We start from the raw sequence: 23,700 nt of genomic DNA, 5'->3' as shown, positions 1-23,700 counted from the left end.
AACAACGGCCATCAATAGGATTTCGGCAGGCCCAGCACCTTCTCCGCGATGAAGCAGAGAATGAGCTGCGGGCTGACTGGCGCGATGCGCGGGATCATCACCTCGCGCAGGAAGCGCTCCACATGGTATTCCTTGGCATAGCCGAAGCCGCCATGCGTCATCACCGCCTGCTGGCAGGCCTTGAAGCCGGCCTCGGCGGCCAGGTACTTGGCCGCATTGGCTTCCGCACCGCAGGAGAGGCCCTGGTCGTAGCGCCAGGCGGCCTGCATGATCATCAATTGCGCGGCCTGCAATTCCATCCAGTTGGCGGCCAGCGGGTGCTGGATGGACTGGTTCTGCCCGATGGGGCGTCCGAAGACTTCGCGGGTTTTGGCATAGTCCGTGGCGCGCTCCAGCGCGACGAAACCGAGGCCCACAGCCTCGGCGGCGATCAGGATGCGCTCTGGGTTCAACCCGTGCAGGATGTATTCGAAGCCGCGGCCTTCCTCGCCGATCCGGTCCTCCTCCGGCACTTCCATGTTGTCGAAGAAGATCTCGTTGGAATCGACGGCCTTGCGGCCCATCTTCTCGATTTCGCGCACGGCGGCGCGGCTGCGGTCGAGCGTCGTGTAGAAGAGGCTCAGCCCTTCCGTGCGGCGCTTCACCTGCTCCACCGGCGTGGTGCGCGCCAGCAGCAGCACCTTTTCCGCCACCTGGGCGGTGGAGATCCAGATCTTCTGACCGTTGATGACATAGCGGTCGCCGCGCTTCTCGGCGCGGGTGCGGAGCTGCGTGGTGTCCAGGCCGGTATTCGGCTCCGTCACCGCGAAGCAGGCTCGCTCCCGCCCCTCGATCAGCGGCGGCAGCATGCGGCGCTTCTGCTCATCGGTGCCGAAGACCACCACCGGGTTCAGGCCGAAGATGTTCATATGCACGGCGGAAGCGCCGCTCATGCCCGCCCCGGATTGCGCGATGGCCTGCATCATGATCGCGGCTTCGGTGATGCCGAGGCCGGCGCCGCCATATTCCTCCGGGATGCAGATGCCGAGCCAGCCGTCCCGCGCCAGCGCCGCGCAGAAGTCGCGCGGGAATTCGCCGTCCTTGTCGCGTTGCAGCCAATATTCGTCGCCGAAGCCGGCGCAGATGCGGGCAATGGCCTCGCGCAGCGCGTCCTGCTCGGGGGTATAGGCGAAATCCATCAGCGGCTCTTCCAGGTAGTGGAGGCGGGGGCGGGCCAGGGCGGCGGGGGGCCGGGCGGCGCGGGCGGCGTGGCGGACCAGCGGCCGAAGGGCGCAGTGGTGTGCAGGGTGCGGCCATCCGGCAGCGGCACGTCCCGCCAGAAGCCGGTGGCCCGCAGATGCGGGTCCTCCCGCAACGCCGCGATGTCATTGACCGGCGCGGCGGGAACATCGGCTTCTGACAGCAGTTGCAGCCATTCCGCCGTGTCGCGATGCGCCAGCGCCTCCGCCACCTGGGCATAGGCATGGTCGATATTCGCCTGCCGCGCCGCGTGGGTGGCGAGGCGCGGGTCCTCCAGCAGATCCTCGCGCCCGATCATCCCGAAGAAGCGGTGCCAATGCGCATCGTTGTAGAGCAGCACGGCGATCCAGCCGTCGCGCGAGCGATAAGGACGGCGCTGCGGTGACATCAGCCGGGGGTAATAGGCGCCGCCTTCCGGCGGGTCGAAGGAGAGGCCGCCGAGGTGGTCGCCCGCCACGAGGTCGGCGAAGGTCTCGAACATCGGCACCTCCACCTGCTGTGCCACACCCGTGCGTTCCCGGCAGGCGATGGCGGCGGTGATGGCGAAGGCGAGATGCGCCCCCACCACCCGGTCCGCCAAGGTCAGCGGCACGTAGCGGGGCTCGCCGCCGCCGGCGCGGCCAATCGTATCCGCCAGGCCGCTGGCCGCCTGGATCAGGTCGTCATAGGCCGGGCGCGCGGCATAGGGGCCGCCGGCGCCATAGCCATAGGCGCAGGCCACCACCAGCCGGGGGTTCAGCGCCGCCAGGTCCTGCTGCCGCAGGCCGAGGCGGGCGGCGGCATCGGGACGCATGTTGTGCACCAGCACATCGGCCTCCGCCGCCAGCGCGCGAAAGGCCTCGCGCCCCTCCGGCGCCTTCAGGTCCAGCGCCACGCTGCGCTTGCCACGGTTGAGATGCGCGAAGATGGCGCCACCCTGGCCCGCGCGGCGCATCACATCGCCTTCCGGCGGCTCCACCTTCAGCACCTCTGCACCCAGGTCGGTCAGGAGGCGCGTGGCATAGGGGCCCATCACCACCGTGCTGGCATCCAGCACGCGCAGGCCGGCGAGAGCGGTCATTCCTTCTCGATCCCGGCGGCCTCGATCAGCTCGCGCCACTTCACCAGCTCGGCGCGCACGAAGCTGTCGAGCTGCTCCGGCGGGCCGGAGAAGGCCTCGAAGCCGATGGCGGCGAAGCGCTGCTTCACCTCCGGCCGGGCAACGGCCTGCTGGATGGCGGCGTTCAGCGTCGCCACGATCTCCGGCGGCATCTTCGCCGGGCCGAAGACGCCGTTCCAGGAGGTGATGTCGAAGCCCGCCAGCCCGGCCTCGGCCATGGAGGGCGCATCCGGCATCAGGGCCGAGCGTTCCTTGGTGCTCATCGCCAGCACGCGCAGCTTGCCCGCCTGCACGTTGGAAAGCCCGGCGGCGATATCCACGAACATGCAGGTGACGCGGCCGGCCATCACGTCGGTCATGGCGGGCGGTGTGCTGCGATAGGGAACATGCAGCATCTCGGCCCCCGCCATCCGCGCCATGGTGGCGCCGGCGACGATGCCGGTGCTGTTGCCGCTGGCATAGCTGACCTGGCCCGGCGACTTGCGCGCCATCTCCAGCAGCTCACCCAGGCTCCGCGCCCGCGTTCCTTCGCCCACCACCAGCATGAAGGGCAGGTTGCCGACGCGGACGATGGGCGTGAAATCCGCCACCGGGTCATAGTCGATGCGCTTCATCAGCGCCGGATTGGCGGAATGGGTAGTGTTGGTGGTGACGAAGAGCGTGGTGCCATCCGGCGCCGCGCGGGCCGCCTGCACGGCGGCGATGGTGCCATTGGCGCCGGCGCGGTTGTCCACCACCACCGGCACGCCGATGCGAGCTCCGAGCAGGTCCGCCAGGATGCGCGCCACCGCATCGGTGCCGCTGCCGCCGGCGAAGGGCACCACCAGAGTGATAGGCCGGTCCGGTTTCCATTCGCTGTTCTGCGCTAGGGTGGCCCGTGGCAGGAAGGGCAGCGCCGTGGCCGCGCCCAGCAGGCTGCGGCGGCGTATCACGCGTGCGCCTCCCCGGCGCGGCGGACCACCTTGGCGGGGTCCTCGCCATAGGGGGGCGAGTAGATGACCAGCAGCTTCACCGGCTCATCGCCCACCACCGTGAAGATGTGCTCCTCGCCAGCCGGGAAGAAGCACATCTCGCCGGGCCCGATCTCGCGGCTCTGGCCGCCGACCTCGGCGCGGGCGCGGCCGGAGAGGATGTAGCAGGCCTGTTCCATGCCGGGATGCGCATGCGGCAGGGCGCCCTGGCCAGGGTCGATGCTGCCGAGCAGCACCTCCATGGTCTTGGCGCCCACGGTTTCAGGCCCGATCAGCCGCCGGTTCACCGTGCCGGTGTGGTTGGCGGGGCTATAGCCCGGCACGTCTTCCGCACGCACGAAGTAACGGCGTTCCAGGGTCGTGGACATCGGCTTCCTTCCTTCCATTCCGCCCTTCGATGGGGCTTTCGGTCAGATTCGGGCCGCCCTGGCGCCATAAATCAATTGAAATGATTTGCTGCTGCTATAGAGGATTCTTATGCCTGTGACGCTTAAGGGCCTGCGTGCCTTCAGCACCGTGCTGCGCTACGGCAGCTTCACCCGCGCCGCCGGGCTGCTGAACATCACGCAGCCTGCCCTGACCGTGCAGATCCGCCAGTTGGAGGAAGGCCTCGGCCTGAAGCTGCTGGACCGCACCCCCCGGGGGGCCGAGCCGACGGCGGCGGGGCGGGAACTGGCACGCTCGCTGGAGCCCCTGTTGCAGGAGCTGGACCACACGATCGCCAGCCTCCAGGACCTCGCCGCGCGCCGCAGGGGGGTGGTGCGGCTGGCGGTGCTGCCCTCGGTCGCCTCAGGCTTGCTGCCGCGGGCCATCGCGCAGCTCCATGCCAGCCATCCGAACCTGCAGGTGCGGGTGCGGGAAGCGGTCACGGGGCAGGTCTATGACCTCGTGCGATCCGGGCAGGTGGACCTCGGCATCGCCACGGACCTGAAGCCCGGCGGCGAACTGTCGCTGCAGCCCTTGTTCGAGGACCGGATCCTCGCCGTGCTGCCACCAGGCCATGCCATGGCCTCCCTGGCCGTGATCCCCCTGCCCAGCCTGGCGCAGGAGCGGCTGCTGCTGCTGGAAACCGATAGCTCCATCCGCCGGCTGGTGGACGATGCCTTCGCCCAGGCCGGGCATATCGTCGCCCCGGCACAGGAGGCGGTGTATATGGGCACGCTGGTCAGCATGGCGCGGGCGGGGCTGGGCATTGTGCTGATTCCTTCCTCCGCCGCCGAGATCCACATGGCACCGGAGCTGGCGGTGCGGCCCATCGGTCATCCATCCATCCGCCGCACGGTCAGCCTGATCTGCCGCAGCGACCGCTCTCTTCCACCAGCCGCCGAAGCGCTGGTGGAGAAGGCGCGCGAGGCCGTCGCAGCCCTGGGGGCCGGGGAACAGATGGTACCCGGGCGGAGACCAAGAGCTGGAGACAGAACCGCAGGTCAGAAGTCGAGGGAGGCGGACACGATGACGGTGCGCGGTGAGCCGACGGTCACGTAGTTTCCAGATGCCAGCCAGTAGTTCTCGTTGAAGGCGTTCTCGAGATATGCACGGAACACAATCGGCTTGTCAGCCACCACGGTGCGGTAGCGCGCGCCGATATCGACGCGGGTCCAGCCGTCGAAGCGCAGGGTATTCGCGCTGTTCAGGTATGAACCCGAGGTGTAGATCACCCGCCCGTTGAGGGCGAGGCCGGAAACCCAAGGCGTATCCCAATCGAGGGCCGCCGAGAAAGTCGTCTCCGGCACGCCGGCAGCGTTGTTGCCGCTTTCCGAGGCAATCGCCGTGCGGGTCAGTTCAGGCTTCAGGAAGGTGGCGCTGGCCATGCCGCGCAGGCCGGGCAGGATCTCGCCATAGGCGGAGAGCTCCAGGCCGCGGTTGCGCTGCTCACCATCATAGGCCAGCTCGTTCGAGGCCGTGCGGATGGAGTTGGGGCGGGACAACTGGAACACCGCGGCCGTTGTCGTGATGGAACCCCAGTCGACCTTGACCCCTGCCTCATACTGTTCCGACTTGTACGGAGCCAGCACCTCACCGGCATTGTTGTAGCCAGCACCGACAATGGTGCCGCGGGTCAGGCCCTGGGCATAGTTCGCGTACAAGGCAACGTTGTCGAGGGGCTTGACGACCAGCCCCGCCAGAGGCGTTGTCGCGCTGGAATCGTAACGGCTGGTCTTCGCGCCGGTGGCCGTGTCGTAGCTGTCCACCTTCACATTCTGGTCGCGCAGGCCGAGGGTCAGCAGCACGCGGTCATTCGCGAAGGATAGCGTGTCAGCAATCGCGACGCTGTTCAGCGTTGTCTCGGAAGCCCGGCGTGGGTCCGTGCGCGGGGCAGTGATCGGGGGAAGGGCCGACGGCCTGTAGATGTTGGACGCGATGCTGCCAGCCGACTGGATATAAGCGTTGCCGGCCTCCTGCTGAAAGCCCGTGAAGCCGATGTTGAGCGTGTGGCCAATACCCGCCGTATCGAACTGCCAGCGTGCGCCGGCCGTGCCGCTGAGGGTCTCGGTATAGGAGTCGTAATAGGAGTTGCGGACCGTGAAGTTGCCAGCCGCATCGGCGCCGCCTGATACGGGGAAGATCTGCTTGTTCCATCCGTCACGGTAGCCAAGGGCGGCATACAGGGTCAGTGAATCGGTCAGGTCGTATTCAACCCGCGTGGCGACCGTCGCGTCCTGCTGGGCGAGCTTCGTGCCAGGATACCAGGTGCTGCGTGCATCGGGCGGAGAGGGAATGGCACTGACATTGGTCAGGATGCTGATCTGCGAACGGAAGTTGTCGGTGTTGTCGCGCTGGTACATGGCATCGAGAGACCAACGCAGGCGCTCCCCCCGATAATCCAGCGCCAGAGCGCCGAGGCCGCTGAACAGGTTACCTCCGTCGATCGAGGCTTCGCCATCGCGCAGCAGGCCGTTGAAGCGAATGCCCCATTCCTTGTTCTCGCCATACCTGCGCGCCACATCCGCATGCAGTCCGAAATTGGATTCGCTCTGGTAGGTGGTGGTCAGGCGGGTCAGCGGCAGATCCCCGGCCCGCTTGCTCACGATGTTGATGCCGCCGCCGATGCTGCCCCCGGGCGCGATGCCGTTGATGAGGGCACCAGGGCCCTTGAGCAGCTCGATGCGTTCGATGATCTGCGCCGGGACCCGGTTGGAGGATACCAGGCCATACAGGCCGTTCAGGCCAACATCCGCGGAGGAAACCTGGAAGCCACGGATCTGGAAGGTGTCGTCGAAGCCGTTGCTGGCGGTCGTGAGACGGACGGAAGAATCGTTGACCAATGCATCGGCGGCCGTGCGTGCCTGCTGGTCCTCGATCAGCTGGGAGGTCAGGTTGAGCGTGCTGAACGGCGTCTCCAGCACGCCCCTGGTCCCCAGCAGCCCAAGCGATCCACCTTGTGCCACCTCGCCGCCGGCATAGGCTTCCGGCAGTTCACCGGGCACCAGCCCGGAGCGGCCACTGACCTCCACGGTCGGCAGTACAATCGTGCCTGGTGCTGCGGCGGGAAGGGCTGCCTGCGCCGCTGGACCTGCAGCCTGGGCGGTCAGCACGTATCCCGCTGGCGTGCGCGATGCCCTGAGGCCACTCCCCTCCAGCAGTCGCCCGAAGCCTTCCTCCACCGTCGTGGCGCCATACAGCCCGGGGGAGGTCCTGGCCCCGACCTTATCTGCTTCAACAGCGATGGTGGTCCCCGCCTGCGCGGCAAAGCGGGTCAGTGCGTCAGCCAGGGGACCCGGAGGGACATTCGCATTCACCGTACTGACCGCCGGCACCTGCTGGGCGAAAGCCACCGCCGTGAAGGAAGAGCCGCATGCCAAGGCAGCTCCGGCCAGGCAGCCCGCCAGAGCAGCGGGATACAGACTTGGGGAAAGAGCCCGGAACGGGGTGCCCTTCCAGCTGCCAGGATGAGGGGCTTGGCGCTGGTTGGCCTTGCTCCGGGTACGCCTCATTGCTGCCAATCCTTCCTCAACATCAGGGATCATAGGATGAGAATGATTCTTACTAGCGAATGTGCTACCTATCAGGCAAGGTGACGGTCCAGCTTGGGGCCGGCCTTCCGATGCTGGCCGTCTACGGGGCGGCGGGATGCGGTTTGGCCTTGAGCGAGGGCTTGAACCCACCCGTCGGGGCTGTGCCGCGGGCGGCCCTCTCCCAACTTCACCTGGAGGCAAGCTTCACGATGGGCGGCTCTTCCCCGGCCGATGCCGCCATCCGGCGCGGCCTGAACCCACTACCAGGGCGGTGGACGGCACCTGCCGCGCTTGACCGCGAGGGGCCTGTGCAGCAAGCGAGACCCGGCCTCCTGTCTCTTCATACTAGCCCGCGCCTTCGGTCTGGGCCGCCCAGCCCCCACCAACCTGAACAGCCGCTGGCCATAAGAGGAGGCGCAAGGATGGCGGCAGCGACCCTGGCCGGCCTCCGGCTTGCTCGCCCGCCAGCAGTACGAGGCGGTTGGCTCAGCCGGGGTGCTCCGTTGCGCCGCACCGGCCCCTTGCCCCACACCGGGAGCGGCGCGGCCATAGCGATCACCATAGTTCCAAAGGAGCGGCTCCCATGACAGTCCACCGCCTTGACCTTGCCCGGCAGGCATCGCAGCGGACCATCAGCCGGCGCGCCGCCCTGGCGGCGCTCGCAACCTGCACCGCCGCATCGCCTGCCCTGGCGGAGGAGGTCGTGCGTATTCCGCATGTCTTCGGGGAAACCGTGCTGCGCCAGCCGCCGCGACGGGTCGTTTCACTCGGCTATACCGCGCATGACGCGCTGCTGGCCCTCGATGTTCAGCCCGTGGCGGTGCGGCGGTGGTTCGGGGACCAGGCTTCCGCCATCTGGCCCTGGGCACAGCCTTACCAGAAGGGACCGCAGCCCGTGGTGCTGGCCGGCGAGGTCTCGGTAGAGCGGGTAGCAACCTTGGAGCCGGATCTGATCGTCGGGATCGGCTCCGGCATCTCGCATGCCGAATACGAAGCTCTCTCCGCCATCGCGCCGGTCCTGATGCAGGCCCAGGAGCAGGCCTTCTCCACCTCCTGGGACAATGTGCTCCGCATGCTTGGCCTGGCGCTGAACAAGCGTGAGAAGGCGGAAAGCCTGATCGCGCATACACGCCAGCAGTTCGCGGCAGTGCGTGAACGCCATCCCGCCTGGACAGGGCGCACGGCTGTGGCAGCCTACAATTTCAGCGGTGAGACAGGTGCCTTCACCAGCAATGACACGCGCGGCCGTTTCCTGACGGAACTGGGCTTCGTGGTACCCGCCGCGCTGGACCGACTGGGCGGGCGCCAGGGCTTCTACGCCAAGCTGTCACCAGAGGATCTCTCGCCTCTCGATGCAGACCTGCTTATCTGGGTTTCCTCAGCCGGCACAGTGCCGGATATCGTTGCCCTGCCTATGCGGCGATTCCTTCGCGCGCACCTAGAAGGGCGAGAGGTGCTGACCAGCCCGTTGCTTGCTGCTGCCCTCTCCTTCGGCAGTGTCTTGTCGCTGCCATTCGCGCTGGCGGCGCTGGAGCCTGAGATCGCCGCTGCAATGGACGGCGATCCGTCTACGCCGGTTGCATCCGCGGTGCAGGCCGGGCTCGCGCCTTAAGCCATCTGCTTTCGGCATATCCAGCTTTCCCCGCAGGCCGGCTGCACACCGTTAAGCGAGACACTGTCGAGCCAAGGTTCAACTGGACCACAGCGGGTGGTTGGAGAAGGGGCGGAGCCGCCCCTGCTCGCCTCAAGCACGCCGCCTCCTTGACCTCAGATCAAAGCATCCATTGCAGATGGTCCTGCGCCTCCTGCGAAGCAGCAAACGCGAGTACAACGTCACCGCGGTCAAGGGCCTGACTGGCCAGCAGATCCTCGTAGAAGGCAATCTCCTGCGCCGAACCTTCACGGCCGAGGCCATTGACATAGAGGCCGGCTACCAGGTCATGGTCGCTCTGGCCGCCGTGCAGGGCAACGAACTCCTCGGAGGATGTGACGGCGTCGCCGAACTGCGCGATGGTGAGGCCGCCCGCCATGGCTTGGCCGTGCCAGGTCAGCCCGCTGGCCTCCGCCTCACGCCCAAAGGCTGCGGCATAGGCGGCACGGATCAGCCCGGCATGTTGTCCTGGCACGAAGATCCCTGAGGATGTCGCGTCGCTCCAGTGCTCCTGCGCCTCCGGGCTGTCGGCGAAGTTCGCCAGGATCTGCGCCCGGGAGGCACCATCCATCATGGCCTGCCGGTGAAAGGCGATGCCGTCCGCCTCTCCTGCACGCCCAAGCACAGCTTGATACAAGTCCTGTACGAACTGATCGTCATTCAGACCCGCATGGCCAGAGAGATATTCCGTGCTGGCCAGGAAGCCAGCCGCGACGTCCGCCTTGCTCAAAGCCCCATTGTTGCCATGCGCCCAGAAGGAGAGGCCACTCGCATCACCGCCGCGGCCGAAAAGCCCGCCGTAGAGACGCGAGAGGAAGGCCGCATCCGTTGTTGCGCCAAAGCTAACGGCGCCAGCGACAAGCTCGATCACCGGCTTCCACTTCCCAACCCCATGCTCATGGCCGGTGTGGATAGCGTGGGCAGCCAGGCGGCGGCCTCACCGGCTCGCCGTGATCCTCCACACCGTGTTCGACAGGTCGTCGGCGACAATCAATGCGCCGCGCGGGTCCACCGATACCCCGACTGGCCGGCCGCGCGCGTTGCCCTCGCCGTTCAGGAAGCCGGACACAAAGTCGATCGGGGTGCCTGTGGGGCGGCCGTCACGGAACGGCACGAAAACGACCCTGTAGCCTGTCGGCACGTTACGGTTCCAGCTGCCATGCTCACCGACAAACACCCCCTCCGCGAAGGCCTCACCCATGGCTGGGGTGGAGAAGGCGACGCCTAGCGCCGCGACATGCGCCCCCAAGCTGTAGTCGGGGCGGATCGCCGCGGCGACCTTCTCCGGGTCCTGCGGCTGTGCCCGGGGATCCACGTTCTGGCCCCAATAGCTGTAGGGCCAGCCGTAGAAGCCACCTTCGCGAACCGAGGTCAGGTAATCCGGGACGAGGTCGGGGCCGATCTCGTCGCGTTCGTTCACCACCGCCCAGAGCTGGCCCGTGTCCGGCTGGATCGTGAGCGCCGTGGGATTCCGGAGGCCGGTGGCATAGGGCCTGTGCGCGCCTGTCCCGGCATCGATCTGCCACACCATCGCCCGCCCAACCTCGGCCTCCATGCCGCGCTCTGTGATGTTGCTGTTGGAGCCGATGCCCACAAAGAGGAACCGGCCGTCGAGGCTGACGGTCAGCGCCTTTGTCCAGTGATGGTTGATTGCCGACGGCAGCTCCGCGACGCGCACCGGTGGCCCGCTCGCTTCGGTCTGGCCCTCGCGATAGTCGAAGCGGACCAGCGCATCCTGGTTGGCGACATAGATGGAGTTATTGGCCAGGGCGAGGCCGTAGGGCGCGTTGAGGTTCTCCGCGAAGACGCGCCGGAACTCGTAGGTGCCATCGCCGTCCGCGTCCCGCAGCAGGGTCAGCCGGTTGCCGCTGCCGACCGAAGTCTTGCCCAGGCTCTTGATGAAGCCCGCGATGAAGTCCTTGGGGCGAAGCGAAGGCGCGTTGCCACCCGTTCCCTCCGCAACCAGGATATCGCCATTGGGCAGGATCAGGGTCTGGCGCGGGATCCTGAGATCCGTGGCGATGGCCTGGATCGTGTAGCCCTGTGGTACGGTCGGGCGGTCATTGCCCCAGGCCGTGGGCCGGGGGATCCTCATGTCGGGCAGCAGGCCGCGCTGCGGTTCCGGAAGCTCCGGACTGGGGCCACGCTGCTGCGGGCCGGGGTTGCCGTCGCAGGCGGACAGGGCCAGCGCCGCAACGGCCATCAGCAATACCGGGCGCATCACGCCTCCTCCCCCGCCGGATAGCCGGAGTAGCCCATCCAGGCCGCGATGAGCGCGAAGATCGTCGCGACGGCGGAGAGGTAGAGCGCCTCCGGCATGATCGCGAAGGCGTCCTTCGCGTGTACGAGGGCGTTGATGAAGCCCAGCACCCACATCGCGAGGAGCACGACGAAGTAGATGGCTGCGCGCTTCCTGCGCGCCCTGCCGCTCCGTATCAGGTCAACCAGCGCCCAAAGCAGGGCAAAGCCCCCGACGAGCAGGCCGCCGACGATGAGCCAGGACGAGAAATTGGACCACTGGACATGGAAGCTCGACCAGTAGGCGAAGTCGCTGATCAGCGCGCCGAGAAACAATGGAAGTGGAAAGGCGAGCAGGATGGCGTGCAGCGGGTGGAGTGGCCTCAGGGGTCTTGGCCTGGCAACGGCAACCACAGCGGAGCCTCCCGTTTCTAGGCCAGGCCGGAGGACGCGGGCACTGGCCGGACCTGCCTCCGTCTGAGACGGCGGTAAGAGAACGGAGCAGTGAAGGGCGGGTTTCGGCGCTGCGCTCCGCCTCTCCACCCGGGTCTACCGCCGTTTCAGGCGGACACGGCCTAAACGGTCTGTTGGCCAAAGCTGTCTGCTGCGCCCCGGTCATCACCAACCGGAAGCCGCCATTCCGCTGCCGGCAGCGGCGGCGGATCAAGCCGAGTAGGGCCGGGAACACATTGATGTCACCGCCGCCGGCCGAACTGGGCCCTGATGGTAAGTAGCGCCGTGTGCACTCGTCCAGTCAAACGGAGGAGCAATCGATGCCAGCGTCACGCCCCCCTCCTGAAGCTGAGCATTCCGGCCTCCGCTCTTCGCCGGAGCCGGTCCAATCCAGCCGGGCGGCTGCCTCGACAGCAACCGGGAAGGATGGCCAGGTCGAGGATCTGATCCGCCTGTCGCAGTTGTCGAACGCCGCCTTGATGCGCGGCGACACGGACGCCTACGCCGCCCTCGTGGCGCTCTCCAGCGACTTCACGTTGATGTCGCCCTTCGGAGGAGTGCCCTCTCGCGGGCCCGAGTATACCCCTGAGCGCATGGCGGCGATGGGACGCTTCTTCCGCAACGGTACCCTCCAGGTGGAGATGGTGGAGGCATATGGCTCGCCAGACATGGTGGTGCTCGCCCTTGTCGAACACGCCCACGTGGAGGTCGGCGGATTAAAGGCCCAGGACTGGAACCTGCGCGTCACGCTTGTCTACCGCCGCGATGAGAATGGCTGGAGGCTGGTGCACCGCCACGCCGACCCCCTCGTCGAGGGCGTCAGCCTGCGGCAAGCGGCCGACCTGGCCAGAGGCGTGCGACAGGACGCGGAGGGCCCTTGAGTGCCATAGCAAATCACCATGCGGGGTGGCGTAGATGCGCAGGCACTTCATTGAGGATGCCCCCTTCGGATTTGCCATGCGGAAGCAGGCGGCCACCACGCGTGTAGGGTCGCTGAGGACCGGCAGCAGCGTTAGCCATCGATCTACAGCCATTGCCCAGCAGCTCGGCGGCCTCGCCGGCTGGGGATCGTTGTATTCCCCAGAGGCTGGGTAAGAACCGAGGAGACGCCCCGCCTGGCGCGGCACTTATTTCGAAAGGGCCAGCGCAAGGGCCAGGCTGGCGAGGCGCGCTATGGCCAGGAGGCGGTCCAAGCCATAGCCGTTGCGAGCCTTGGCGGAGAGGCCGGTCATGGTGGTGCTGACGAAATCTGTCAGGCACTCGGCCTCCTCCGGGTGCCGAGCCGCGATGTAGCTGCGGATCACATCCTCCGCAGCGAGGTTCGCGGCGCGGGCAGCCCCGCGCGCCTCCGGGTCGTTGCAGCGGGTACCTTCCAGCACAAGGCAGCCCGTAGCGACGGGATCGGCGGCGTAGTTACGGGCCGCTTCCTCCAGCAGCGCCGCGAGGCACTCGGCCACCGGACGGTCGGGACGCAAAATCTCCGGCAGGGGGATCGCCGCAGTCTCGTTGTAGTGCCTGATCGCGCGGGCATAGAGGCCAGCCTTGCTGCCGAAGGCGGCGTAGAAGCTGGGGGGATTGATGCCGAGCGCCTCGGTGAGGTCCGACACGCTGACCGCATCATAGCCACGGGCGTGGAACAGGCGCCGGGCCTTGGCGACCGCCTCGTCCGGATCGAAGCGGCGCGGGCGGCCGCGGGGGCGCAGGATATTTGTAGTCATTAATACAAAACACCTTGACGGGGCTTGCTCTTGTTTTATGTAGCGTCCCCTAATTTAATCCTCAAGGAGGCCGACATGGCCGGTTTTCAAGGAAAGTCTGTTCTGGTGCTCGGCGGCAGCCGGGGGATTGGAGCAGCGATCGTGCGGCGCTTCACCGCGGAGGGCGCAAAGGTGACCTTCACCTACGCGGGGTCGCGCGAGGCGGCGGAGCGGCTGGCAACCGAGACGGGCAGCACGGCCGTGATGGCGGATAGCGCGGATCGGGACGCCGTGATCGCACAGGTGCGGGAGAGCGGGCCGCTGGACGTGCTGGTGGTGAATGCCGGCATCGGCCTTTTTGGCGATGCGCTGGAACTGGACCCGGACGCGGTGGACCGGTTGCTCCGGATCAACGTCCACGCCCCCTACCACGCGGCCGTTGAGGCGGCGCGGCGGATGCCGGAGGGCGGGCGGATCATCGTGATTGGTTCCGTGAACGGGGACCGGATGCCTTTTGCCGGTGGAGCGGCCTATGCGCTGAGCAAGTCGGCCCTGCAGGGGATGGCGCGGGGGCTGGCGCGGGACTTCGGGCCGCGTGGAATCACCATCAACATCGTTCAGCCGGGGCCGATTGATACTGACGCGAACCCGGAGAATGGGCCGATGAAGGACCTGATGCACAGCTTCATGGCCATCAAGCGCCATGGGCGGCCGGAGGAGGTGGCGGGAATGGTCGCCTGGCTGGCGGGGCCGGAGGCGAGCTTCGTGACGGGGGCGATGCACACGATCGACGGCGCGTTTGGCGCCTAGGTTCATGGCCCGGTAACATCGGGATAACTGCTGATCGGGTGAACCGATTCCATGGCGGCTGAAGGTGCCGCCATGGCTGGCCTGTGCCGGCTTGTGCCGCCGCAGGTTCAGGCAAGGAGCAGCGCCGGCGCCTGAAAGAATGGCGCGCCGTTGCCACCCGCCACGAGAAGGCCGCCCGATCCTCCCTCGGCATCCTCCGCCGATCGGATCAGGATCTCACAGGCCTTAGTCCTTCCTGACATTCCAGAACTTGATGAAGCCCGGCAGCATGCCAGAGACACCTTTGCGGACCACGGTAGGCAGGAACACCTGGCCGACAGGAATCCACGTCACGTCCTTCAACGTCTGAAGCTGCAGCTCCCGCGCGATGGCCTTTCTCCGCTCCTGATCGGGCGCCAGGAACCAGTCGCGGTACAGTGCCTCGATCGCCGGGCTGTCCGGCCAGCCGATCCAGGCATCCTTGCCATTGGCGCGGATGGAGGGCACGACGGTCGGGTCCTGGAAGTAATCGCCATCGGCGCTGACGGCGAAGAGGTTCCAGCCCCCCTTGTCCGGCGGCTGCTGGCTGGTGCGCCGCTGCACCACGCTGCCCCAGTCCATCGCGCGGTAATCGACGTTGAAGCCCATCTTGCGCAGCAGGTCGGCCGTTACCTCGCTTGCCGCATTGTTCACCGGGCTGTCGGTGCCGACCAGCATGACGACGGGCTCGCCATTGTAGCCTGCCTCGGCCAGCTCGCGGCGCAGCTGGTCGAAATCGGTGCGGCCGGCCATCGCCTCGATCCCGGCATCCGTGGCCATGGGGGCGCCCGGCAGGAAGATGCCGACCTTGCCGCCATGAAGGGAGGAGTCAGACCCGCCCATCGCCGCGGCATAGTCCTCCTGGTTGATGGCGGAGAGCACCACCCGGCGGATGGCCACGTTGTTGAAGGGCGGATAAAGGTGGTTGAACTGCAGGAAGGCCATCGTGCCCGCCCGGTTGGTGATCTCCACTTTCAGGGAGCGGTCGCGGCGCAGCAGGGGAAGCAGGTCGGGGATCGGCCTCTCCCACCAATCCATCTCACCCTGCTGCATCGCGGCCTGGGCCGTGGAGGCGTCGGGGACGATATGCCATTCGACACGCTCGACATGGACGACCTTCGGGCCGGCGGAAATGCCCGGCGTTCCCTCGGAGCGCGGCACGTAGCCATCGAAGCGGGTATAGACCACCCGCGCGCCCGGAAGCCGCTCGTTCGGCATGAAGCGGAATGGCCCGCTCCCGATCATCTCCGTGACGGCGGCGTTCGGGTCGCCCGGCAAAATCCTCGCCGGCATGATGAAGGGCGTGTAGGGGGTGGTCTTGGCCAGGGCCTGCGGCAGCAGCGGGAAGGGGCGCTTCAGGCGGAAGCGGAGCGTGCGGTCATCCACGGCGGAGAGTTCGTCCGTCGCCGCCATCAGCGTCTTGCCGAAAGGGTCGCGCCGCGCCCAGCGTCGCAGGCTGGCCACGCAATCCTCCGCCCGCACCGGCTCGCCATCATGGAAGCGCAGGCCGTCGCGCAACCGCAGGGTCCAGACCTTGCCGTCCTCGGAAACCTCCTGCGCGCCCACCATCTCCGGCACGGGCTCACCAGCCGCGTTCATGCCGTAGAGCGTGTCGAAGACCATGAAGCCATGGTTGCGGGTCACGGTCGCGGTCGTGATTCCCGGGTCGAGCACCGCCAGATCCGCCTGGGGGATGACCCGCAGCACCGTGCGGCCCTGGGCAAGGGAAAGGCGTGGCGCGGCCAGCATGCCGGCGCCCACTCCGGCACCGGCCAACAGAAACTGACGCCTCTTCATTGCGCTTCCTCCTGCCGCCGGCTTCAGCCGGTCGGCCATTTTGAATCTTTCTTCATCTAGAGCAGGGTGCCGGCGGGCGCCAAGCCCGGCTTTCCGGCCCCGGCCGCTTCGGCGCATGATCCGGCGGGCAGCGGAAGGCACGGCGGAAGGCAATGCAGGGCGTTCAGGCGGATTGGGTAACGCTGCGGCTCTTCCTGGCCGCGGTGGAACTGGGCAGCATCACCCGCGCCGCGCTGCGTTGCGCGATCGCCAGTTCGGCCGCCGCCAAGCGCATCCGCCTGCTGGAGGAGGCCTGTGGCCTGCCGCTCCTCCACAGAGGGGCGCGCGGCGTGCGCCCGACGGTGGCGGGAGAGGCGGTCGCGCAGCATGCGCGGGCGCTGTTCGACCTCTCGGCACGCATGGCGGATGACCTGCGGGCCTTCGCCGCCGGGGGGCAGGGGCATGTCCGCCTGCACGCCACATCCTCGGTGATCGGCGGCCCCGACCTCGGCCCCCTTCTCGCCGCCTTTCTCCAGGAGCGGCCTGGAATACGCGTGGAGCTGCGCGAGGAAGCGAGTTCCACCGTGCTGCACGACCTCATGGAAGGGCGCGCCGACCTCGGCCTCGTCACCGGCGCGGGCGAGGTGCCGGCGCCGCTGCAAAGCTGGCCATGGCGGCGGGACCAGCTCGTGGTCCTCGTGCCATGCGGGCATGCCCTCGCCTCCCGCCCGGGCCTGCGCTTCGCGGAGGTGCTGGACCACCCTCTCATCGGTGTGCAGGAGGGTGGGGCGCTGTCCCTCCTGCTGGAAGAGCAGGCCCGGAAGCTCGGGCGCAGCCTGGTCTTTCGCTTCCATGTGGTGGGCACGGACGCGGCGCGCAGCCTCGTGGCGGCCGGACTGGGCGTGACCATCATGCCGGACGGGCTGGTGCGCACGGGCCTTGAGCAGGCCGGGCTGAAGGCGGTGGCACTGCGGGAAGCCTGGGCGCGGCGGAGCCTGCGGCTGGTCGCCAGGCCTGCGGAGACGCTTCCGCCCCCTGCCCGCCTCCTGCGTGACCATCTCCTGGCCAGCATGCGCCAGCCACGCATGCTGGAGCCGCGAAATGGCGCTTCTTCCGCGCGATCCGCGGGGGCATGATGGCGCCATGAGGAACTTGCCAGAAAGGCCCGCCGCGCTGGTGCGCGAGGTGGGGCCGCGCGACGGGCTGCAGAACAGCCGCGCCATCATGCCGACCGAGGCGAAGCTGCGCTGGATCGCCGCCATGGTGGAGGCCGGGCTGCGGGAAATCGACGTGGCGAGCTTCGTGCCCCCCGCCGCCATGCCGCAGATGGCCGATGCCGCCGAACTCGTGCGCGCCGTGCGCCAGAACCATCCCGCGGTGCATGCCGTGGCGCTCGCGCCCAATCTGCGCGGGGCGCAGAATGCCGCCGCCGCTGGGGCGCAGACCCTGGTGATTCCTGTTTCCGCCAGCGAGGCGCATAGCCGCTCTAATGTCCGCCGCAGCCGGGCGGAGCAGGTGGAGGCCTTCCGCGCCATCGTCGCATGGGCGCGCTCCCTGGAAGGGGCGGCGCCGCGCATCGAGGCCGGCATCTCCACCGCCTTCGGCTGCTCGCTGCAAGGCGTGGTGCCGGAGGATGAGGTGGTGGCCCTCGCGGCGGAACTGGTGGAGGCCGGGGCCGATACCGTCGCCCTGGCGGATACGTTGGGCTACGCCAACCCGGCCAAGGTCCGGCGGCTGGTGCGGGCGGTGCGCGGCGTGGTCGGCGTGGAGCGCTTCGGCAACCTGCACCTGCACGATACCATGGGCACGGGCCTTGCGAATGTGCTGGCCGCGCTGGAGGAAGACGTGCGCGGCTTCGATGCCGCGCTGGGCGGGTTGGGCGGCTGCCCCTTCGCGCCGGGCTCGGTCGGCAACATCAATACCGAGGACCTCGTCTACCTGCTGGAATCCGAGGGCTTCGATACCGGCATCGACCTCGCCGCCCTGATCGCCGCGCGCGAGCCGCTGCGCGCCGGGCTGCCCGGTGAGCCCCTGTCCGGCCGCGTGGCCGCCGCCGGCATTCCCCGCACGTTCCACCCCGCGCGCCACGCCGCCTGACGGAGCCCGATCATGAGCGAAACAACGAAGCCAGGCCCCCTGAGCGGCATCCGCGTGCTGGAATTCACCCACATGATCATGGGGCCGAGCTGCGCCATGGTGCTGGCCGATCTCGGCGCCGATGTGGTGAAGGTGGAGCCCGGCCCGGATGGCGACAACACGCGCCGCCTGATGGGGGCCGCCATCGGCTTCTTCCCTTCCTTCAACCGCAACAAGCGCAGCCTGAGCCTGGACCTGAAGCAGCCGGCGAGCCTTGAACTCGTCCGCAAGCTGGCGGCGCAGGCGGATGTGGTGGTGGAGAATTTCCGTCCCGGCGCCATGGACAAGCTGGGCCTGGGTTACGAGGCGCTCTCGGCGCTCAACCCGAAGCTCGTTTATTGCTCCTGCAAGGGCTTCCTGCCCGGCCCTTATGAGCATCGCGCCGCGCTGGACGAGGTGGTGCAGATGATGGGCGGCCTCGCCTACATGACCGGCCCGCCGGGCCAGCCGCTCCGGGCCGGCGCCTCGGTCAACGACATCATGGGGGGCCTCTTCGGCGTCATCGGCATCCTGGCCGCGCTGCGGGAGCGGGAGACGACCGGCCGTGGCACCCATGTGCAGTCCGGCCTCTTCGAGACCAACATGGTGATGATGGCGCAGCACATGGCCGGCGCCGCCATCACCGGCCGCAACCCGCCCCCCTTCGCCGACCCCGCGATGCAGAAGCCCTGGTCGGTCTATGACGTCTTCGACAGCGCCGACCCGGGTGAGCAGGTCTTCGTCGGTGTGGTGACCGAGACGCAGTGGCGCGGCTTCTGCGAGGCCTTCGGGTTGGGGGAGCTGCTGGCCGACCCCTCCCTCAGCACCCAGTCCAAGCGCGTGGCCGACCGCTCCCGCTACCTGCCGCGCATCGCTTCCGTCTTCCGCAGCCTGCCCAAGGCGGAGCTGATGGCGCGTTGCGAGGCGCTGGGCCTGCCCTTCGCGCCCATCGCCAAGCCGGCCGACCTGTTCGAGGACCCGCATCTGCGCGCCTCCGGCGGCTTGCTCGACACCGATCTGACCAGCGCCCAGGGCGCGCCCGGCGGCGTGCCGGCGCAGCCTGCCGCCGGCCTGCCCGGCCTTCCCATCTCGCTTGATGGGCGCCGCATGGGCATCCGCCGCCAGCCGCCACGCAGCGGTGAGCACAGCGCCGATATCGCTCGGGAAGCCGGGCTGAGCGATGCGGAGATCGCCGCCATGGTCGCCGATGGCACGCTCTGGGCCTCCACAAGCCTGCCACAGGCGGCCGAATGACCACGCTCCCCCTGCCTGGGCGCATCCTCCTCCTCTCCACCGATCCTGCCGCCATCGCGGCGCAGCTCGGCGGGCAGGATCTCGGCTTGGCTTCGGCCGGGGCGCTGAGGACCGAGATCTCCACCGACGAGATCACGCCCCTCCCCTCACTCGTCTATTTCGACGAGCGGCTGGCGGATCATGCCTATACCGGGGTGAAGGCCGGGGATGCGCTGCCCATCGGGGTGGGCGCGGTGCGGCAGGGGGGCTTTTCGGTCACGGTCGGCGGGGCACGCTATGGCAAGGGCTCCTCGCGCGAGCATTCCCCGCTGGCGGAGCGGATGGCCGGCATCCGCCTCGTCATCGCCGAGAGCTTCGAGCGCATCTACCGTCAGAATGCCGACAATCTCGGCCTCTTCACCTCCACCGATCTCGGCCTCGTCGAACGCATCCGCCAGGGCGAAGCCATCGAGGTGGAGGAGCTTGTCGCGGGCCGTGACCCCGTGGCGGCCGCGGTCCTGCGTGCCGGTGGGCTGCTGAATTACGGGCGCGAGCGGCTGGGCGCGGCCGCGCTGGCAGGCGCGGTGCCGCGGGGGCCGCTGACCCTGGCCGAGAAGATCCTGGCCCGGCACGCGCTGGCCGTTCCAGGGATCGAGACAGGGTTCGCGCCGGGGCAGAGCGCCTTCGTGCGGCCGGATTTCCGCTTCATCCATGATATCTACACGGCCATGTGCCGCTTCATGCTGCGCGAAGCCTTTGGCGAGGCCCTGACGCTCCGGAACCCGGAGAGCATCCTCACCTTCGAGGATCACTATTCCTACGCGCACCGCAGCGCCGCCCATGTGGCGCGCGGCCTTCTGCCGCAGGTCCGGGCGCTGTCGGAGGCGCACCGCGCCTTCGTGGCCGAGCATGGGCTTCGCGACCATGGCTACCTGCCCGGCGGCGAAGGCTCCGAAGGCATTTCCCACGCCCTGATGGCGGAGCAATACGCGCTGCCCGGCCAGCTCATCGCCGGCACGGATTCCCATACGCCGCACAGCGGGGCGCTGGGCTGCCTCGCCTTCGGCGTGGGCACCACGGACATGGCCAATGCCATGACCACGGGCGCCGTCCGGCTCGCGGTTCCCTCCGTGCTGCGGATCGAGCTGGAAGGCACGCTGCCGCGCGGCGTCACGGCGAAGGACCTGGTGCTGCATCTGCTGGCACTGCCCTCCCTGCGTGCCGGCGAAGGCGTGGGCAAGATCTTCGAGTTCGGCGGCCCTGGCATCGCGGGGCTGAACACCGACGAGCGCACCACCCTGACCAACATGACCGCCGAGCTGGGCGGCTTCAGCGGCATCGTGGAGCCGGATGAGGAAACGCGGCGCTTCCTGCGTGAGCGGCGCGGCATTGATGTCCCGGTCGAGCCCTGGATGCGCAGCGACCCGGGCGCCAGCTATGCCGGCCGGATCACGGTCGATCTGTCCCGCCTCTCGCCCATGGTGGCGGCGCCCGGCGACCCGGGACGGGGGCTGGACCTTGCCACCCTCCCCTCCCCCGTGCGGATCGACATCGCCTATGGCGGCTCCTGCACCGCCGGCAAGCGGGAGGATTTCGACCGCTATCACGAGGTGCTGGCCTGGGCCGCGGAGCGCGGGCTGCGCGTCGCCAAGGGCGTGGAGCTGTATCTTCAGTTCGGCACGACGGCGGTGCGGGATTACTGCGAAGCCAAGGGATACCTGGAGACCTTCGAGAAGGTCGGCGCCCAGATCCTGCAACCCGCCTGCGGCGCCTGCGCCAATTGCGGCCCGGGCACATCCACGCGCCCCGAGCAGGTGACCGTCAGCGCCATCAACCGCAACTTCCCTGGCCGTGGCGGCCCGGGCGGCGTCTGGCTCGCGAGCCCGCCGACCGTTGCCGCGAGCGCCATTGTTGGTGAGCTGGTGTCCTTTGAAGGCTTGCAGGAACGTGCGGGCCTTCCTCAGGCGGCGGGACAGGCATGACCCTCGCGCCCGCCGCCAGGCCGAAGCGGGCGAATTTCATCCCACCGTGCCGTTCAGAGGTGTAATCAGGCTGCACGCGGCCACAATCATTTCACCGCCCGCCGAGACCGCTCCTGCGCGGGTGCCTGAGAGATGCACGTGGTCCCGCGGATATCCGAGGCAGGAGCACCGCCATGGACACCAGCCGATCCTCGTTTTCTCCGCGCAACCGCCTGCTCGCGGCGCTGCCATTTGACAGCCTCGCCCGCCTCCGGCCGATGCTGGAGGAGGTGGAGATGCCAATCCGCCGCGTGCTGCACGAGCCGGAAGTTCCCATCAGCACCGTCTATTTCCCCGAAAGCGGCTGGGCCTCCATGCTGGCCACGATGGAGGATGGCGATGCGACGGAGGTGGGGCTCGTCGGCTTCGAGGGGGTGGTCGGGCTGCCCGTCATCCTGGCCGATGAGTTCGACGACCTCGAGGCTGTGGTGCAAGCCGCCGGCACCGCCTTCGCCGTGAGCGCCGTGGCCCTGCGCCAGGCCATGGATGAGGACCCCATCCTGCGCGACCTGCTGCTGCGCTATGCTCTGGTCCATCATGGGCAGGTGGCCCGCACCGCGGCCTGCAACGGCCGCCACCAGACCGAGCAGCGGCTGGCGCGGTGGCTGCTGATGGCGCATGACCGCAGCGAAGGGGATGGCTTTCCTATGACCCACGAGTTCCTGGCCATGATGCTGGGAGTGCGGCGCGCTGGCGTGACCGTGGCTGCGGGCGCGCTGCAGAGGGCTCAGTTCATCCGCTATGAGCGTGGCCATGTGGAGGTGATGGACCGGCCTGGCCTGGAGAGCGCCGCCTGTGAATGCTACGGCGTCGCCCGCCGCGCCTCCGACCGCCTCTTCAAACCGGAGCGGAGCGCCAGGGCTGTCTACCGCCGCTAAGACCGCCTCGGCTGCTGCCGTTACCATCACTGCCCTGGGCCTGCGCTTCGGCTGATATGCCGTTCATCAGATAGGGCCCGGCACGATGATCATGACGCAATTGCCCTGCGGCTCAACACCCGGCCGAGCAAAGCCCTTTGCCACAAAACACCGGCCACAACGCTTGCTGTCGCTGACCGGCCGAACCCAGCTGTCATGCCGGAAGAACTGAAGCGGACGACGCCGCACTTCTGACGCGGCTGGATACGGCCTGGCCTGGCCGCAGGCCTTCGCACCCGTTCCGAAGCGCGTCCATGGCCCCGCGCGATGGCGAGGAGCGCCAGGGCCTTGTCAGCCGAACATGTCGCGGGTGATGCTGGCATACCAGCCATCGGCGTGCAGGGCCTCCAGCCGCCGCTGCTCCGGCAGGTCACCACGGGGGGAAGTTCCGCCGGAGCCCGGCACCTCCGCGAAGCTCCGGCTCCCCGCGTCCGCGTGGAAGATGTTCGCGACCGAGATCGCGTATTCCGGTCCGATATGGGAATAGCAGGTGTTGACGAGGATCGGCTCCGGCGGAGCTTCTCCACGCAGCAGGGCGGCGGCCGCGCTCACCGCGGCCTTCGCCTCCGAGTTGGCGAGGAAGCCGGATTTCGGCATGGGGCCGGGGAACATCGCGTCCCCTACCACATGGACGCCCGGTGCGACGCGGGACTCCAGCGTCCGTGGGTCCACGGGCACCCAGCCCGTGCTGTCGGCCAGCCCGGTGTCGGTCGCGATGGCGGCGGCCGATTGCGGTGGGATGACATTGGCCACCTCCACCCGGTGGCGGGTGCCGAACTCCGTCTCCAGCACCATGGCCTCGGGGTCCACCCGGACCACGCGCCCGTCATTCGTGGCTGAGACCCACTCGATCATGCCGGGATAGAGGGCTCGCCAGGCATCCTGGAACAGCGCCTGCTTGGAGAAGGTATCCTTGGCATCGAGGGCCAGGATCTTGGAGCGCGGCTTGTGCTTCGAGAGATAGCTGGCGATCAGGCTGATCCGCTCATAAGGGCCGGGAGGGCAGCGGTAGGGATTGGGCGGAATGACGAGGCCGACCACGCCGCCGTCCGGCATGGCTTCCAACTGCCGCCGCAGGAGCGTGATCTGCGCGCCGTCAGCGGCGGTCCAGGCGTGAGGCATCCGCGCGGATGCGGCCTCGTCATAGCCTTCGAGCGCGTCATGGCGCAGCGCGATGCCGGGTGAGAGGATCATGCGGTCGTAGGAAAGGACCTCGCCGCCGCCAAGGCGCAGGCGTCGCGCCACAGGGTCATGCTGGACAGCGCGATCATGGACCACCCGCACGCCCCTGGCACGCAGGCCTTCGTATCCGTGGGTGATGTCGGCAAGCGCGAGGTCGCCCGCCAGGACGCGGTTGGAATAGGGGCAGGTGATGTAGGACCTCCGCTGCTCCACGAGCGTCACGTCCAGCCAAGGGTGCTCGCGGCGCGCGTAGGACGCGGCGGTCGCGCCACCGAAGCCGCCGCCGACCACCAGCAGCCGGGCCGCGCCCTGCGCGCGGGCCAG

20 protein-coding genes are annotated in these 23,700 nt (G+C 68.3%); 9 read left to right on the top strand and 11 right to left on the bottom strand.

What is annotated here, in order from left to right; all coding sequences use genetic code 11:
* Positions 1–11 precede the first annotated feature (11 nt).
* The 4 genes from IBL25_RS08820 to IBL25_RS08805 are packed head-to-tail and all read right to left on the bottom strand — an operon-like array spanning position 12 to position 3,677.
* On the bottom strand, positions 12–1,178 hold the full coding sequence (locus IBL25_RS08820; RefSeq protein WP_187778183.1) for an acyl-CoA dehydrogenase family protein: 1,167 nt from the start codon (positions 1,176–1,178) through the stop codon (positions 12–14).
* Positions 1,178–2,299 (bottom strand): CaiB/BaiF CoA transferase family protein, encoded by a 1,122-nt coding sequence (locus IBL25_RS08815; RefSeq protein ID WP_187778182.1) that lies wholly within the window; start codon positions 2,297–2,299, stop codon positions 1,178–1,180. Before IBL25_RS08815 ends, IBL25_RS08820 begins: the two co-directional genes overlap by 1 nt.
* Positions 2,296–3,270 carry a Bug family tripartite tricarboxylate transporter substrate binding protein gene (locus tag IBL25_RS08810; RefSeq protein WP_187778181.1) on the bottom strand — a complete coding sequence of 325 codons (975 nt, stop codon included), beginning with the start codon at positions 3,268–3,270 and terminating at the stop codon, positions 2,296–2,298. The genes IBL25_RS08815 and IBL25_RS08810 overlap by 4 nt, the downstream gene beginning before the upstream one ends.
* On the bottom strand, positions 3,267–3,677 hold the full coding sequence (locus IBL25_RS08805) for a cupin domain-containing protein (protein WP_187778180.1): 411 nt from the start codon (positions 3,675–3,677) through the stop codon (positions 3,267–3,269). The genes IBL25_RS08810 and IBL25_RS08805 overlap by 4 nt, the downstream gene beginning before the upstream one ends.
* 109 nt (positions 3,678–3,786) lie before the next feature.
* Between IBL25_RS08805 and IBL25_RS08800 the strand changes: the two genes are divergently transcribed.
* Entirely contained in the window at positions 3,787–4,794 is a 1,008-nt protein-coding gene (locus IBL25_RS08800) for a LysR family transcriptional regulator (RefSeq protein ID WP_187778179.1), read from the top strand.
* Here IBL25_RS08800 and IBL25_RS08795 read toward each other — a convergent pair.
* Positions 4,737–7,244 carry a TonB-dependent receptor gene (locus IBL25_RS08795; protein WP_187778178.1) on the bottom strand — a complete coding sequence of 836 codons (2,508 nt, stop codon included), beginning with the start codon at positions 7,242–7,244 and terminating at the stop codon, positions 4,737–4,739. The genes IBL25_RS08800 and IBL25_RS08795 overlap by 58 nt on opposite strands.
* A 604-nt stretch (positions 7,245–7,848) precedes the next feature.
* On the opposite strand from IBL25_RS08795, the gene IBL25_RS08790 reads away from it, so the two are divergent.
* Positions 7,849–8,877, top strand: a complete 1,029-nt coding sequence (locus IBL25_RS08790; protein WP_187778177.1) for an iron-siderophore ABC transporter substrate-binding protein — start codon at positions 7,849–7,851, stop codon at positions 8,875–8,877.
* Positions 8,878–9,037: 160 nt separating this feature from the next.
* Here IBL25_RS08790 and IBL25_RS08785 read toward each other — a convergent pair whose 3' ends face one another.
* The 3 genes from IBL25_RS08785 to IBL25_RS08775 all read right to left on the bottom strand — a co-directional run bounded on the left by IBL25_RS08785 (position 9,038) and on the right by IBL25_RS08775 (position 11,568).
* The gene (locus tag IBL25_RS08785; RefSeq protein ID WP_187778176.1) at positions 9,038–9,787 is read right to left on the bottom strand and encodes a DUF4214 domain-containing protein; all 750 of its coding nucleotides are present in this window, start codon (positions 9,785–9,787) and stop codon (positions 9,038–9,040) included.
* A gap of 66 nt (positions 9,788–9,853) precedes the next feature.
* Complete coding sequence (locus IBL25_RS08780) at positions 9,854–11,137, bottom strand: PQQ-dependent sugar dehydrogenase (protein WP_187778175.1); 1,284 nt, start codon at positions 11,135–11,137, stop codon at positions 9,854–9,856.
* Positions 11,137–11,568, bottom strand: a complete 432-nt coding sequence (locus IBL25_RS08775; protein ID WP_187778174.1) for a DUF2231 domain-containing protein — start codon at positions 11,566–11,568, stop codon at positions 11,137–11,139. The genes IBL25_RS08780 and IBL25_RS08775 overlap by 1 nt, the downstream gene beginning before the upstream one ends.
* Before the next feature lie 500 nt (positions 11,569–12,068).
* On the opposite strand from IBL25_RS08775, the gene IBL25_RS08770 reads away from it, so the two are divergent.
* Positions 12,069–12,488: a YybH family protein gene (locus IBL25_RS08770; RefSeq protein ID WP_202986728.1), complete on the top strand. Its 420-nt coding sequence runs from the start codon at positions 12,069–12,071 to the stop codon at positions 12,486–12,488.
* A gap of 246 nt (positions 12,489–12,734) precedes the next feature.
* Here IBL25_RS08770 and IBL25_RS08765 read toward each other — a convergent pair whose 3' ends face one another.
* On the bottom strand, positions 12,735–13,325 hold the full coding sequence (locus IBL25_RS08765) for a TetR/AcrR family transcriptional regulator (RefSeq protein WP_187778172.1): 591 nt from the start codon (positions 13,323–13,325) through the stop codon (positions 12,735–12,737).
* 75 nt (positions 13,326–13,400) lie between these two features.
* Here IBL25_RS08765 and bdcA point away from each other — a divergent pair, with 75 nt between their 5' ends.
* Positions 13,401–14,114: an SDR family oxidoreductase gene (gene bdcA, locus IBL25_RS08760; protein WP_187778171.1), complete on the top strand. Its 714-nt coding sequence runs from the start codon at positions 13,401–13,403 to the stop codon at positions 14,112–14,114.
* Between the two features lie 225 nt (positions 14,115–14,339).
* Here bdcA and IBL25_RS08755 read toward each other — a convergent pair whose 3' ends face one another.
* The gene (locus tag IBL25_RS08755; protein ID WP_187778170.1) at positions 14,340–15,929 is read right to left on the bottom strand and encodes an ABC transporter substrate-binding protein; all 1,590 of its coding nucleotides are present in this window, start codon (positions 15,927–15,929) and stop codon (positions 14,340–14,342) included.
* A 152-nt stretch (positions 15,930–16,081) separates the two neighbouring features.
* On the opposite strand from IBL25_RS08755, the gene IBL25_RS08750 reads away from it, so the two are divergent.
* The 5 genes from IBL25_RS08750 to IBL25_RS08730 all read left to right on the top strand — a co-directional run bounded on the left by IBL25_RS08750 (position 16,082) and on the right by IBL25_RS08730 (position 22,155).
* Positions 16,082–17,044, top strand: a complete 963-nt coding sequence (locus IBL25_RS08750) for a LysR family transcriptional regulator (RefSeq protein WP_187778169.1) — start codon at positions 16,082–16,084, stop codon at positions 17,042–17,044.
* 7 nt (positions 17,045–17,051) lie between these two features.
* Complete coding sequence (locus IBL25_RS08745) at positions 17,052–18,005, top strand: hydroxymethylglutaryl-CoA lyase (protein WP_187778168.1); 954 nt, start codon at positions 17,052–17,054, stop codon at positions 18,003–18,005.
* A gap of 12 nt (positions 18,006–18,017) precedes the next feature.
* Positions 18,018–19,277: a CaiB/BaiF CoA transferase family protein gene (locus IBL25_RS08740; RefSeq protein ID WP_187778167.1), complete on the top strand. Its 1,260-nt coding sequence runs from the start codon at positions 18,018–18,020 to the stop codon at positions 19,275–19,277.
* Positions 19,274–21,238 carry an aconitase family protein gene (locus tag IBL25_RS08735; RefSeq protein ID WP_187778166.1) on the top strand — a complete coding sequence of 655 codons (1,965 nt, stop codon included), beginning with the start codon at positions 19,274–19,276 and terminating at the stop codon, positions 21,236–21,238. Before IBL25_RS08740 ends, IBL25_RS08735 begins: the two co-directional genes overlap by 4 nt.
* 173 nt (positions 21,239–21,411) lie before the next feature.
* Entirely contained in the window at positions 21,412–22,155 is a 744-nt protein-coding gene (locus IBL25_RS08730; protein ID WP_238940294.1) for a Crp/Fnr family transcriptional regulator, read from the top strand.
* A 330-nt stretch (positions 22,156–22,485) separates the two neighbouring features.
* Here the strand turns inward: IBL25_RS08730 and IBL25_RS08725 are convergent.
* Positions 22,486–23,700, bottom strand: a 1,215-nt coding sequence (locus tag IBL25_RS08725) for an NAD(P)/FAD-dependent oxidoreductase (RefSeq protein WP_187778165.1), incomplete at its 5' end; no start/stop codon positions are given.

The sequence above is a fragment of the Pseudoroseomonas ludipueritiae genome, assembly GCF_014490445.1.
GTDB classification, from domain to species: Bacteria; Pseudomonadota; Alphaproteobacteria; order Acetobacterales; family Acetobacteraceae; genus Pseudoroseomonas; species Pseudoroseomonas ludipueritiae.
Note: the sequence above shows the minus strand (reverse complement) of the source record. Positions and strands in the feature narration are given on the sequence as shown.

Bases quoted from the DNA above. Each gene is read 5' to 3' on its own strand.
- IBL25_RS08750 (WP_187778169.1), top strand. From the start codon at position 16,082: ATGCAGGGCGTTCAGGCGGATTGGGTAACGCTGCGGCTCTTCCTGGCC.
- IBL25_RS08765 (WP_187778172.1), bottom strand. From the start codon at position 13,325: ATGACTACAAATATCCTGCGCCCCCGCGGCCGCCCGCGCCGCTTCGAT.
- IBL25_RS08755 (WP_187778170.1), bottom strand. From the start codon at position 15,929: ATGAAGAGGCGTCAGTTTCTGTTGGCCGGTGCCGGAGTGGGCGCCGGC.
- IBL25_RS08820 (WP_187778183.1), bottom strand. From the start codon at position 1,178: ATGGATTTCGCCTATACCCCCGAGCAGGACGCGCTGCGCGAGGCCATT.
- IBL25_RS08815 (WP_187778182.1), bottom strand. From the start codon at position 2,299: ATGACCGCTCTCGCCGGCCTGCGCGTGCTGGATGCCAGCACGGTGGTG.
- bdcA (WP_187778171.1), top strand. From the start codon at position 13,401: ATGGCCGGTTTTCAAGGAAAGTCTGTTCTGGTGCTCGGCGGCAGCCGG.
- IBL25_RS08730 (WP_238940294.1), top strand. From the start codon at position 21,412: ATGGACACCAGCCGATCCTCGTTTTCTCCGCGCAACCGCCTGCTCGCG.
- IBL25_RS08795 (WP_187778178.1), bottom strand. From the start codon at position 7,244: ATGAGGCGTACCCGGAGCAAGGCCAACCAGCGCCAAGCCCCTCATCCT.
- IBL25_RS08790 (WP_187778177.1), top strand. From the start codon at position 7,849: ATGACAGTCCACCGCCTTGACCTTGCCCGGCAGGCATCGCAGCGGACC.
- IBL25_RS08740 (WP_187778167.1), top strand. From the start codon at position 18,018: ATGAGCGAAACAACGAAGCCAGGCCCCCTGAGCGGCATCCGCGTGCTG.
- IBL25_RS08735 (WP_187778166.1), top strand. From the start codon at position 19,274: ATGACCACGCTCCCCCTGCCTGGGCGCATCCTCCTCCTCTCCACCGAT.
- IBL25_RS08780 (WP_187778175.1), bottom strand. From the start codon at position 11,137: ATGCGCCCGGTATTGCTGATGGCCGTTGCGGCGCTGGCCCTGTCCGCC.
- IBL25_RS08805 (WP_187778180.1), bottom strand. From the start codon at position 3,677: ATGTCCACGACCCTGGAACGCCGTTACTTCGTGCGTGCGGAAGACGTG.
- IBL25_RS08745 (WP_187778168.1), top strand. From the start codon at position 17,052: ATGAGGAACTTGCCAGAAAGGCCCGCCGCGCTGGTGCGCGAGGTGGGG.
- IBL25_RS08800 (WP_187778179.1), top strand. From the start codon at position 3,787: ATGCCTGTGACGCTTAAGGGCCTGCGTGCCTTCAGCACCGTGCTGCGC.